General features: G+C 40.6%; 10 protein-coding genes. 6 read left to right on the top strand and 4 right to left on the bottom strand.

Annotated elements, in window-relative coordinates; genetic code table 11:
• The first annotated feature begins 7 nt into the window (after positions 1–7).
• From ASC84_RS07415 to ASC84_RS07405, 3 genes are all read left to right on the top strand, one after another.
• Positions 8–1,474, top strand: coding sequence for an aldehyde dehydrogenase (locus tag ASC84_RS07415; protein ID WP_004717613.1), 1,467 nt, complete (start codon positions 8–10; stop codon positions 1,472–1,474).
• 38 nt (positions 1,475–1,512) lie between these two features.
• A complete protein-coding gene (locus tag ASC84_RS07410) occupies positions 1,513–3,153 on the top strand; it encodes a thiamine pyrophosphate-binding protein (protein WP_056513148.1) in 1,641 nt (546 codons plus the stop codon).
• 144 nt (positions 3,154–3,297) lie between these two features.
• Positions 3,298–4,491, top strand: coding sequence for a hypothetical protein (locus ASC84_RS07405; RefSeq protein ID WP_056513145.1), 1,194 nt, complete (start codon positions 3,298–3,300; stop codon positions 4,489–4,491).
• 183 nt (positions 4,492–4,674) lie between these two features.
• On the opposite strand, the gene ASC84_RS07400 is transcribed toward ASC84_RS07405, so the two are convergent.
• Both ASC84_RS07400 and ASC84_RS07395 read right to left on the bottom strand, forming a co-directional pair.
• Positions 4,675–5,559, bottom strand: coding sequence for a dihydrodipicolinate synthase family protein (locus tag ASC84_RS07400; RefSeq protein WP_056513514.1), 885 nt, complete (start codon positions 5,557–5,559; stop codon positions 4,675–4,677).
• Positions 5,560–5,564: 5 nt separating this feature from the next.
• Entirely contained in the window at positions 5,565–6,347 is a 783-nt protein-coding gene (locus tag ASC84_RS07395; protein ID WP_056513142.1) for an aldolase, read from the bottom strand.
• Positions 6,348–6,456: 109 nt separating this feature from the next.
• Between ASC84_RS07395 and ASC84_RS07390 the strand changes: the two genes are divergently transcribed.
• On the top strand, positions 6,457–7,887 hold the full coding sequence (locus ASC84_RS07390; protein WP_056513139.1) for a PLP-dependent aminotransferase family protein: 1,431 nt from the start codon (positions 6,457–6,459) through the stop codon (positions 7,885–7,887).
• Positions 7,888–7,988: 101 nt separating this feature from the next.
• Here ASC84_RS07390 and ASC84_RS07385 read toward each other — a convergent pair whose 3' ends face one another.
• The gene (locus tag ASC84_RS07385; protein WP_056513136.1) at positions 7,989–8,444 is read right to left on the bottom strand and encodes an N-acetyltransferase; all 456 of its coding nucleotides are present in this window, start codon (positions 8,442–8,444) and stop codon (positions 7,989–7,991) included.
• Positions 8,445–8,552: 108 nt separating this feature from the next.
• Here ASC84_RS07385 and ASC84_RS07380 point away from each other — a divergent pair, with 108 nt between their 5' ends.
• Together ASC84_RS07380 and ASC84_RS07375 are read left to right on the top strand one after the other, a co-directional pair.
• Positions 8,553–10,031, top strand: a complete 1,479-nt coding sequence (locus tag ASC84_RS07380) for a PLP-dependent aminotransferase family protein (RefSeq protein ID WP_056513133.1) — start codon at positions 8,553–8,555, stop codon at positions 10,029–10,031.
• Positions 10,032–10,177: 146 nt separating this feature from the next.
• On the top strand, positions 10,178–12,505 hold the full coding sequence (locus tag ASC84_RS07375) for a TonB-dependent receptor (protein ID WP_056513129.1): 2,328 nt from the start codon (positions 10,178–10,180) through the stop codon (positions 12,503–12,505).
• Positions 12,506–12,744: 239 nt separating this feature from the next.
• On the opposite strand, the gene ASC84_RS07370 is transcribed toward ASC84_RS07375, so the two are convergent.
• Complete coding sequence (locus tag ASC84_RS07370) at positions 12,745–13,119, bottom strand: hypothetical protein (protein ID WP_167321156.1); 375 nt, start codon at positions 13,117–13,119, stop codon at positions 12,745–12,747.
• Between the last annotated feature and the right edge of the window lie 46 nt (positions 13,120–13,165).

The raw sequence follows: 13,165 nt of genomic DNA, 5'->3' as shown, positions 1-13,165 counted from the left end.
TTTGATCATGGTAAAGGAAATTTATATCGCAGGTGAATGGCGATTAGGTAAAGGCAATACGATTCAAAGTCTGTTTCCAGCAGATCAATCTGTAAATGCTGAAATTTCTACAGCGAGTTTAGATGATGTCAATGAAGCAATTGAAAAAGCAGATTTGGCATGGCGACAAGCAGGTTGGCGCAATAGCATGCCACATGAACGAGCGCGTATTTTGTATAAAGTGGCAGAGATTATTGAAGCGCGTGTAGATGAGCTTGCAAAATTACAAACCCGTGATAATGGTAAGCCACTGGCTGAAACACGTGGTTTAGTGATGAGTGCAGCCGCGACAGCACGCTATGTTGCCGCAGCATGTGAAACGCTGAATGATGAACTCACCACACAACGTGCGGCTGACTTTATGACCATGAGTGTGCATGAACCTGTCGGTGTGGTGGCCGCGATTACACCGTGGAATTCACCGATTGCCAGTGAAGTTCAAAAACTTGCCCCTGCGATTGCTGCTGGAAATGCGGTGATCCTTAAACCGGCAGAGGCAACGTCTTTAATTGCCTTGGAACTCGCCAAAATCTTTGAACAAGCAGGACTGCCAAAAGGCTTACTCAGTGTTTTAGTGGGGCGTGGTTCTGTAATTGGTGATGCCATCGTAAAGCATCCTTTGGTCCGCAAAATTTCATTTACTGGCGGAACCACTACAGGGCGTCATTTGGCTCATCTTGCCGCAGATAAATTGATTACCACCTCATTAGAGCTTGGTGGAAAATCCCCTACGATTGTTATGCCTGATGCAGATATTGAATTGGCTGCTAAAGGTGTGGCTTATGGGATCTTTAGTTCCGCAGGACAAGCCTGTATTGCAGGTTCACGACTCTTCGTGCATCACAGTATTTACGATCAGTTCCTTAAGCGTTTGGTTGAAATTACCAAAGCTTTACGAGTGGGACATCCAGAAACAGCGGGTGTACATTTGGGCTCTTTAATTAATCCAAAGCATTTGGCTTCTGTCGATGCCTATGTGCAATTGGCCAAGCAAGAAGGTGGTCAAGTTGTAGTGGGTGGTCAAGCGCTGACGGATGGTGATTTGGCGAAAGGAAGTTATTACTTACCGACCATCATCACGGGCTTAAATAATACTGCACAAACCTGTCAAGAAGAGATTTTTGGTCCGGTCTTGGTGGTGATGAAGTATCACGATGAAGCTGATTTAATCACCCAAGCCAACGACAGTTGTTTTGGGCTTGCAGCAGGAATCTGGACTGAAAACTACCGTAAAGCTTGGCAAATTGCACGTGCTTTGGAAGTCGGTACAGTCTGGATTAATACCTATAAAAAATTCTCTATTTCGGCACCGTTTGGTGGCTTTAAAGAAAGTGGTATCGGGCGTGAAAAAGGGCGTTTAGGTATTTTGTCTTATATGCAGCAAAAAAGTATTTATATGGGATTAAGCGAACAGCCAAATCCTTGGTGTGAATAATAAATTCATGGAATGAAAAAGTTTTCGAGGAATAAACAATGACAGAACGTGTAAATGTAGGCGAAGCAATCGCGCGTGTTTTAGAAGCACACCAAGTGGAAAGTATCTATGGGGTGATTTCAATTCATAACCTACCAATTGCAGATGCCGTAGGGCGTCGTGAAAAAATTCGTTTTGTGGCAGCGCGTGGCGAAGCAGGTGCAGTCACGATGGCAGATGGTCACTCACGCTTTAAAGGTTTAGGGGTTGCTTTGACCAGTACCGGTGCAGGTGCAGGCAATGCAGTAGGCTCATTGATTGAAGCGATGAATGCTGGGAGTCCTGTGTTGCATTTAACTGGGCAAGTTGAACGTGAATATCTTGATCGTGATGCTAGCTTTATCCATGAAACCAAAGATCAACTGACCTTCTTACGTGCTTCAAGCAAAGCTGCATTTCGTATTACCAGCCCAGACAATGCAGTGGGTGTAATTCGTGAAGCAATTCGTGTTGCAACCACAGTACCGATGGGGCCTGTAAGCGTTGAGCTCCCGATTGATGTGCAAGCTGCAGAAATTGACTTGCCATTGAATTTAGGCCCTGTCAAAGCGCTTGAATTACCGCAGGCTGAGCAAGTTGAAATTGATTTAATTGTTGAAGAAGTTAAAAAAGCCAAACGCCCCATCTTCTGGATTGGTGGCGGCACGTTAAATAGTGTTGATGAAGTGAAAGCCATTGCAGATCTTGGGATTCCTGTTGTTTCTTCGACCCATGCCCGTGGTGTGTTAGCAGATGAGCATCCACGCAGTTTAGGTGCATTCCATAACTCAGCAGGGGTTGAGCAACTGTTAAAACAGGCTGACTTATTGGTGGTGGTGGGCTCGCGTTTACGCAGCAATGAAACCAAAACCTATTCGGTACAGTTCCCTGATAATCTGATTCAGATTGATGCCAATCCAGTGGCGCAGCAACGTAATTATAAAGTTCGTAACTTCATTTGTGCTGATGCCAAAGATGTATTACAACGTGTGCTCACAGGGCTAAGCGGTATCTCAAAAGTTGATGCAGATTATGATGCAGCGGTTGTTGCAGCAAAACAGTCCGCTATTGAGGCACTGCGTACTCAGCTGGATCAATATGCACTGATCTGTGATCACTTACGTGCGGCACTGCCACAAGACGGTATCTTTGTACGTGACATTACCATGTCAGGCAGTACTTGGGGCAGCCGACTATTTCCAGTACAAGCACCGAATCAAAATATTCACTCACTTGCTGGGGCAATTGGTCTTGGTTTAGCCACGGCAATTGGCGCTTCTATTGCCAATCCAGATAAAAAAGTGATTGGTCTCGTGGGCGATGGTGGTTTGATGCTCGGTATCGGTGAGATTGCCACCATGGCACAAGAAAATACCAACATGGTGCTGATGATCATGAACGATGGCGGTTATGGCGTAATGCGTGGTATTCAAAAGAATTACTTTGGTGGGCGTCAATATTTCAACGAATTGCATACCCCAGATTATAAAGTCTTAGGGGAAGCAATGGGAGTGAAAAGCTGGAAAGTGGGCAGTGCAGATGAGTTTAAAAGCGTGATTCAACAAGCAGTCGATTTTCAAGGGCCAAGTGTGATCGAATTGGATATGAATTCGATTGGACCACTGAACTTTGCAGGACCGCCGCAGAAAAAACTCTATTAAACCCAGTTGAACATTCGATGTTGGCATCGGATGTTCAGTAAATTCACCAGCAATTTTTTTTGCTCAAAATACAATAAAAACTATGTTTTATAGGTAAAACAAAAGTCCAACAGGATCGTTGGAACACAAGGGAAGGAAGCAATTATGAAAAAGACAGCTATCGCGATGCTACTTGCAGCATTGTATTTGGGTACCACATCCAGTGTTTTGGCGCAAAGCTCAGCATTAGAATGGAAAAGTGAAGATGAGACGGACTCTATAAAATTGGGTGGCGTGGTGCGATTAAACCAACGCTATGAAAATTGGGAAGGACCTAATGATGGCTTTGGCAAACTCTATTTTGATATTTTTAGAGTCGATGTCAAAGGTAAATTTGACGATGCCTATTTTAATGCAAGCTACTTGTTTCAAGACCAAGAGAAACGCTCGATCGAAAAAGCCTACGTGGGCTATAATTTAGATCAACAGAATAGTTTAGAAGCCGGCTTTGTATATAAACCTTTTGCGATTTATCCTTATCCGCAAAATGGTTGGACTTACCATATCCCATTCTTTTTGGGCTATGGCAATAACATTGCGCCAGGTTTGAACTGGAATTTTCATAATCAGGACTGGGATGTAAAACTGGGCTATTACCCTGAAATGCTGGCAACCAATCTGCGCTATTCGCCCGAAAGTGCCACTTATGATGATCTTGCCGACAATGCATTTCCAAGTCAAAAAGCCTATCAAAATGAAAAGCGCCATCAATTCAATACGCGGATTGTGCGCAAGTTAGACACCAAGGTGGGTAAGCAGGAAGTCGGGGTATCGGGGGCAATTGCGCAATTGCATAATAAAACCACCGATAAAAATGGCCAATATTACGCAGTGGGTGTGCATAGCGATAACAATTACAAACGCTTTAATTTACAAAGCTCTGTGATTCATTATCAATATGATGCAAAGAACCCGGACGGGGTCAATAATGATATGACTTTAATGGGGAATAATGGATTTACCCCTGCTTATTTTATTGCCTCTGAAGCGACAGTTGCCAGTTTAAATCTTGCCTATACCTTACCCATGCAAAATATGGGCAAACTCAAAGCGATCCGATTCTACAATGATTATAGTTATATGGATAAGAAACGTGATGATTGGTCGGATTCTCAAATGAATACCACTGGGATGATGTTTATTGCGTCACCCTTTATGGTGTGGGCCGATTATACTTGGGGGAAAAATGCCAATATTATTGGTGGTGCAATGAATTCAACCGGTTTTAGCTCGACCGTTTCACCCTATAGTGACCAATGGTTGTATCGTATCAATTTAAACCTTGGATTTAGTTTTTAGAAAGCTGATTTGGGAATTGATTTGTTTGTTATGCCGATATTTGCTGTGGCAATAACCGCTTTGTTGCACTTAGATTTAAACTCCGCTGGATGACATTTACTTATTATTTGAGTATTTGTCAAATGAGTATCTGTCAAAGCAGCGGATCAATTTTATAACTTCACAAGCGCATACGACGATCGTTTACGCTTGTTTTGCTAAGGCCATCAACGACTTCAATTGCTGAACTTCCAGTGGGGTGGCATGTTGTAATGGCTTTCTTGGTTCACCTACAGAAAAACCTAATTCATTTAAACCTGCTTTGACTGTTTTCGGTAGGCCGCCTTGTACAATAAAGCGCAACAAAGGCAATTGACGATAAAACAAGGCTTTGGCGTGGTCTAAATCACCATCTTTGACTGCCTGATATAACTGACTTGGTAGCTGACCGAGTAGATTTGGCGCCACAGTACACCAACCACTTGCCCCTGCACAAAATGCTTCAAGCGCCAAAGGATTACAGCCATTATAAAAGGGCAACTGTCCTTGAGATAATTCATGAAATTTATGCATGCGCTGAATATCGCCAGTACTGTCTTTAACCATGCAAATATTCTCAATTTCTTGAAACATTTTCACGATCAATTCTGGTGACATATCTACACCGCTGGTTGCAGGGTTGTTATAGACCATGATCGGCAGTTTGGTCGATGCAGCAATTTGCTGATAATAATCATAAATTTCTTGATCATTGAGTTTCCAGTAAGACACTGGGATCACCATAATTAGATCAGCGCCAAGCTCCTCGGCTTTTTGGGCTTTTTGAATCGCCATCGCCGTTGTGAGTTCAGAAATTCCTAACATGACCGGGACACGTTGATTAACGACTTCGATACTTTTTTGTGCGACTTGTTGCCATTCTCGCCAAGATAAATAAGCACTTTCACCAGCACTGCCCAATGGCACAATCGCATTACATTGTTGTTCTAGCAGAGCATTTAATGTGATGGTCAGCGCATCAACATCGACAGCTTGTGTGTCTGGGTGAAATGGTGTGATTGGGTATGCAATAATGCCTTCTAATTTCATTTTCATTACTCCTCGATACAGTCCGCATGATTTTTTAAAGCTTTACGCGCATAGTAGGCAAAATTGACATTATTACGCTTGTTGGTAGAGACCCAGTCATGAGCTTCTTTTGCCAGTTCATGTGGGATAGGTTGAATTTGTCCAGCAGCCATTGCCAAAAGCTGAAGGCGGGCAGCGCGTTCAATTAAAATGGCTAAGTTGCAAGCCTCTTCAATGGTTTTACCTGCCACCAACTGACCATGATGTGACAGCAGTACAGCGCGGTTTTTACCTAAGGCTTCTGAAATAAAAATACCTTCTTCATTGCCGACGGGGACTCCCGGCCACTCTTCCACAAAAGAACAGTCTTCATATAAAGCGCAGGTATCCATTTGTGCGATCGCTAAGGGCACACGGAGCATCGACAACGCTGCAATATGTGTTGGATGGGTATGGATAATGCAATTCACTTCAGGATGTTGTTTATAAATCCATGTATGAAAGCGATTTGCAGGATTTGCCATGCCTTGTTGATCAAGTGGCTTTAGATCTTCATCAACTTCCAATAAGTTTTGCGCGGTAATTTCATCAAAGCCGAGACCAAAACGCTGGGTGATAAAGCTATTGCCTTGCGTGGTACGACAAGTGATTTGTCCCGCTAAGCCAGCATCATGGCCGTGGTCAAATAAAATACGGCAGGTTAATGCCAACTTTTGCCGATCTGTGTAGCTTGAATCTTGAATAAATTGCTGCATGTTTTGCTGTGCATTTTGCATCAATTGCTGTTTATCTAGTTGTGCCGTTTGCATAAATAAAACCTCTCGCTGAGTTGATTTTCACATCGCCTAAGTACAGAATAAAAATTCTGTGGATGGATTAAAATATCCAGTTTATAAAACTTATATGGGCCAGAGAGTTATGCGTCAGCCTTGGAAAATTCGGCTACATTTAGAAGATCGTGAAGAAAAGACCCTTTTTTTAAAGTTGGCAAATCAGATTATTCAAGAGATTTTATCTGGCAGAATTACTCAGGCAACACGCTTGCCAGGTTCACGTACACTGGCGGATGAACTCGGGATTAACCGAAAAACCGTACAATCGGTATATGAAGATTTGGAGGCACAGGGTTGGCTGGTTTCAAAAGCTAGGCAAGGCACCTTTGTCTCTGAGAATTTACCTGACTTAAAAGCGCAGTCATCGCCTACACTTGATCAACCTAATTCCACACCCGTTTTGCCAACTCAGGTGCTGATCAAAAATGATGGTGTGCCAGATAATCGGTTAATCCCGTATGAATTGTTTTCTCGGGCTTATCGGCATGCATTGATTCAAGTAACACGTCATCAAACCATGGGATACGGAGATCCACAGGGCAGTTTAGAACTTCGTCAAGCCTTATTAAAGATGTTGTCTATGGAGCGTTTTATACAGACTTCTATGGAAAACATTTGTGTGGTTCGAGGCAGTCAAATGGGGATTTTTCTAGCTGCGCGGGTTCTGGCTCAACATCAGTCTCAGCGTCATATTATTGTGGTAGAGCAATGGGCTTACCCACCTGCAGTGGAAACATTTCTGTCTAATCGTTATCAAATTATTCGCGTGCGTTTGGATAAGCATGGTCTAGATACCAATCATTTAACTGAAATTTTGTCCAGCCATGCTGTTGCTGCGGTTTACACCACACCTCATCATCAATATCCAACGACAGTGACGATGTCTATGGATCGAAGATTAAAGCTGTTAGAGCTGTCTAAAGCCTTTGATTTTTATATTATTGAAGATGATTATGACCATGAGTTTCATTATGACAGCCGCCCCATTCCGCCGTTAATTAGCTTACCAGCAGCAGACAAAGTGATTCATATCGGCTCTTTGTCTAAAGTGTTTGCGCCCAGTTTAAGAATTGGTTATGTGGTGACCAATGTGCAAATTATTCAGGCGATGAAACAAGACATTTTGCTGATCGATAAACAGGGCAATGCGATTACTGAATTGGCAATGGCTGAACTGATGCAGCAGGGTGAAATTAAGCGGCATATCCGTAAAATGCGTAAGATTTATCAGCAACGTAGAGATTTTGCTGTGAGGGCTTTTCAGCAAACTTTTAAGGAGTGGGTTGAAATAGCGCCACCTGCAGGCGGCATGGCGTTGTGGGTAAAGTTTAAATTGCCTTTTCAACAGCAGTTTTTAACGATTTTAAAACAATTACATATTGATTCTGAATATGATTTTGGTTCGGAATGGCATCATTCCGATCACAGTTTCTATATTCGTTTTGGTTTTGCAGCCCTGACCGAATTGGAAATCCGTCAAACTGTTGAAAAGTTGTATCAGGTTTTTGTGAGCTGATGATGCTCAAGAAACTTAGAAAGTATTTTGAATCTTGTTGAACTGACTTTAGAAGGGTTTAAGCAAAAACCAGAAGCATTGTGTTTCTGGTTTTTTATGGATTAATTTAAAGCCATACGATATTCAATGACCCCTGGTTTTTCAGCGATCCAGTCATAGAGTTTTTGCGCAGTTTGATTGCTTTGTTGAGTATGCCAATACAAGCGCGCGCAGGGTTGAACAATCGCTTGCTGTTGTACATATTCAATCAGGCGCTTGCCTACATGTTGACCTCTTGCCTGTGGAGAAACATATAAGTCTTCTAGATAGCAAAAGTTGGTCTCGGCCCATGTCGAGCGATGGATCACGTAATGTACAAAGCCGAGAACATGCTCAGCTTGTTTAGCAACAGCACAATATATCGGTTCTTGATCATCAAAAAAACGTTGCCAAGTGGTTTGCGTAACAGTGTTGGATAAAGCAACTTTGTAAAAGTCTTGATAAGCCAGCCAATACTCCACCCATTGTTTATAGTCTTGTTGCGCAACAGGCACAATTTGAACCACTAAATTTTCCACAGGTATTCTCCAGTCGTCGGGAAAGAAAGAGGAGAAATGAGTTTAAGTGTGATTGTGGTATTGAAATAAGATACACTTTAAGTATTTTTAATAGTACCAGTTTTACTTATGGCGACAGCAGCATCGGCTTATTTCCCCCATTTGATCTTGCCTAAAGGGGTGATTAAAGAGGGTTTATATAGTGTTTTACGTGATGCAATTTTAGATGGTCGACTGGCTTCTGGAACCAAACTGCCCTCTAGTCGTGTCTTGGCGGAAATGATGTCGATTTCTAGAAATTCAGTCTTGGCTGCAATGGATCGTTTACTGGATGAAGGCTATGTTGTGACTAAGCCAAGTTCTGGTACTTATGTCGCAGAGCTGATTCCTGACCAATTAATTTCTATACAAGAGATAGCGACAGAATCTGCATTTGACGTCTGTCATAAGCTAAATATTAATCCGCATATCGCAAGTTTATTACCTGCTTGGCAGAAACAAAATGTATCTGGGCAGGGTGAAAAAATATTTCATGTTGGTGTTGGCTGTACCGATTTATTTCCACATTCGCTTTGGGGAAAATTATTGGGCCGTGCTTGGCGTCAGTCTCATCAGCAATTGGGTCAGTTTCATGATTGTCGTGGCTATTTGCCTTTACGTCAGGCTATTTGTGATTATGTTCGTTCTACGCGGGGGCTAAAATGCGATGTACAACAAATTTTGATTGTAAATGGTACCCAACAAGCGATTCACCTTGCAGCTTATGCATTATTACAACCTTTGGATCAGATCTGTTTAGATGAGCCTGGCTATGATGCCGCTTTAAATATTTTTCGGAGTTTTGGCATTCAAGTTCATCCTGTATCAAGTGATCACGAAGGGATGAAAATTGCTGAGATTATTCAGCATTATTCCAAAAGTAAATTCATCTATACCGCACCATCTCATCAGTTCCCTTTAGGTGGAACACTCAGTTTAAGTCGACGATTGGCCCTATTGGAATGGGCAGCGAGTCAGCAAAAATGGATTTTTGAAGATGATTATAACAGTGAGTTTAGATATGGAACGCACCCAATTCAAGCCTTACAGGGCTTAGACCAACAGCAAAGAGTGATCTATTCGGGTACTTTTTCTAAAATGATGTTTCCTGAGTTTCGACTTGGATTTATGGTGGTTCCAGAATCGCTGATAGAAACATTGAGTCTGGCAAAATATTATACCGATACGCGGAGTGCTTATTTAGAACAAGCGGCTTTGGCTTTGTTTATCAAAGAAGGACATTATGCACGCCATGTACGTAAAGTGCGTAAAGCTTGCCAAGAACGTCAACAGGCATTAATTGCTGCGATTCAACAGTTTCTTGCAGATGTATTGACTGTTCAGCCAACCGACTCAGGGATTCATGTGATTTGTTGGCTAAAAGCCCCATGGACTGAGCAAAGCTTTATTGATCAGTGTCTTGCTATTAATCTGGCTGTTCAGCCTTTATCTCGCTACTGTCAACAGCCTTATGAAAAAGCAGCAGTATTGTTTGGCTATGCAGCGCATACTCCAGATGAGATTAGCATGAATATTCAGAAGCTGGCGCAACAGATCAAGCAGACCTAATACGGCTTCCTGTTTCATCTTCTATATTTCTTCATTTCCTATATAAAGCGCTAGCTGGTCTAGCTGTATAAGCATTGATGATAATTGTTGTACATCTGTTTATGTAATGTTATAACATAACAATAAATTACAATCCGGAATTCATGATGCGTCACCATACTTTAGCAATCGCTATTTCTTTACCGGTCTTTCCTGCATATGCGATTGAAAATAAACAGCTGACTGTACTTCCTGTGATTCGAGTCAATGCTGAAAATGATCCATTTATCAATCAAAGTATCGTTGTAGAAAATAGAAATGCAGACAATAAAACTTTAGGTGATGCTTTAAAGCATCTTTCAGGAGTACAAAGTAGCGCTTTTGGTCCCAATTCAGGTGCGCCTGTGATTCGCAGTTTAAGTGGAAACCGGGTGCAGATTTTGGAAAATGGTCAGTCTATTTATGGAATGAATAGTATCAGCGGCAATATTAATATCCCTTTTGATCCTTTATTCACTCAATCTGTAACTGTCAATAAATCTTCAGACAGTGTGCGTTATGGTGGTAATGCCATTGGCGGAAGTGTGAATATTGATTCTGGTCTAATCGATACAGCGATGCCGAATAAAAGTTCTCAATTAGAGCTTGTAGCGAAAAAGGGCTGGAATGATTTTGATGCCAAAGGTTTTAAACTCAATCTCAATAACCAAAGCAACTTTTCTACCAATTTATTGTTTTCTAGCCAAGATATGTCAGCTTATAAAATTCCGGGAGAGGGTAAAGCGAGTGTATGTAATAGTGGCGTATTTCCAGCGACGGGTGGGGTAAATACAGCATTGGCAGATGCTTGCCAAAAAGAAGCACGCATTCAAAAAAATTATAACACTGCATCTCAGCCTTATATTAACCAGTTTATGACAGAAAACCCCGATTGGGCAGATGGTTCATTTTCCTTCTATACGGATCAACCAACCACTGAGATGCGTGGAAAAACCTATACCAATCCGATAAACCCTAAATATGTGCCCAATACACAGCAATATACTGAAAATAAAATTAATAAAGATGTCACACCCAACTATAAAAACAAGCTGGGCAATAGCTATTTAGACAATCAGCACTTTGCGATTGGAAGTACTTATTTTCTCAACAATGGACGTATTGGGCTCAGTGCTGATTCAAAAAAAAGTGAATATGGGGTACCTGGATTTTCTCTTGAAAATAAATCTTTTCAATCTACCAGTGACAGCATACCAGTCGGGGTGAAAACAGATCAGCGAAGATATGCCTTAGACAGCGAGTTTAATTTTAGCCCGTTGTTATTGAAACAAATACAATTTGATGTGAGTAAGAGTGTCAATACATCAGGGGAATATTTAGGATCAAAAATGGCCAATAACTATAAATTTGATACCCAACAGGCTGAATTATTACTGAAGCATAGACCTGTTGAATTTTGGAATGGTTTTATTGGCTTTAATCAGATTGATCGTAAAGTGGTAGGGCATGGAAATTTACGTTATTTACCGAATATCAATACGCAAACACAAGCTATGTTTATCAAGGAAAAATTAGACTTTGATTGGCTAGAACTCGATGCTGGTTATCGTAACGAAAAGGTTGAACATAAAATTCAAAAAAGTGATTTTGTACCATCCAGAAACTCACCGAATACAAAACTCACCGATACAAAATTTAATCTTGAAAGCTATAGTTTTGGTTCATACCTAAAATATAATGACCTGTTGGGTTTAAAGTTGCGTTATTCAGTGTCAGATAGAGCGCCTGAAATTAATGAACTTTATGCCAGCCATCCACATTATTCAATTATGTTACAAGAAGAAGGTAACCAAAAACTCAAAGAAGAAAAATCCAAAAATCTTGAGTTAACAGGTCTGTTCAATTATAAAAATTTTAATTTTGAAGCGACTGTATATAAGATGAAATATGACAAGTATTTGTATTTGACCCATTCAGGGGCACAAATGCGTAATCGCTTGCCACTTAAATATTGGACCCAGACAGATGCTGAAATTACTGGATTTGAAATTGATTTAAAACAAAAGTTTGAACTCAATCAGTATGGCAATCTTTTGATCTCTGCTTTTGCTGACTTGGTGAAAAATAAAAACCTTAATCCAAACAAAACCAGTTTGGCAAATGATGGAAATTACTTACCCAACATGCCAACGAACCGTTATGGGCTAAACCTTGAATGGAATAAAAATGATTGGTCAGCACGCTTATCCAATATTTACTATGATCAAGCTCAGTATTTAGGCAAAAATGTGTCTAAAGAAATTCCATTGCCATCTTATAACTTGCTGGATCTACAAATTCAGAAACACTTCAAATTACAAAATGCCAATTTTGATGTTTTCCTCAATGGATCTAATTTGTTAAATGAAGATGCACGACCACAGAACTCGCCATTAAAATACATTGCTCCACTTCCTGGGCGTGGGGTACAACTGGGTATAAGTATGAAAATTTAATCGCTTAACTTTTGTTGGTTAAGTTTTTATATGTTGGGTCTTAACTTAAGATTTATTATCGGGGTCAATAAGTTGCTGTTGTCGAGAAGACTTCAAGCAACGTGTTGCCCCTTTTATTTTGATAGATTGAGAATGAAAAATTGATGTCAACAGACCCTAAAATTAATTTAAAAAATAGCTGTTAAAAATAGTCTATTCGATTTAATCATTACAGTTTGATTTATTGCCGCATCAATTTTTTAACATGCGATGGCTGCTTCACGTTCAAAAATAGATTCAACACTTTCAAATGCCAAATGACAAGCTTGGTTTTGATATTGTCGAGCATAACTGTTTACTGCACTTTCAAGCACTTGTAAAAAATCATTATAATTCTGTTCAAAGTCTAATAAATCGAGTAAGTCTGATTTTTTGCTGTTATGGCAGTTATATTTTTGAATAAAATCAAGCATTAATTTTTGAATAGGGGCATGGGTAAAATAAATTAAATAAGTTGCTGCCGAACCACAATGCAGACAACCTTGTTCAAGATAAATTTCTTCACTGTTTAACCAGCAGCATTGTAAGGTAAAAAATGCTCGAATCGCTTCAGTCGCTAAAGTAGGCTGTTCCAAAGTGTTCACCAATTTTTTAGATAATGAAATTGATAATCATTATCAA

The sequence above is a fragment of the Acinetobacter sp. Root1280 genome (genome assembly GCF_001425285.1).
Taxonomy (GTDB): Bacteria; Pseudomonadota; Gammaproteobacteria; order Pseudomonadales; family Moraxellaceae; genus Acinetobacter; species Acinetobacter guillouiae.
Note: the sequence above shows the minus strand (reverse complement) of the source record. Positions and strands in the feature narration are given on the sequence as shown.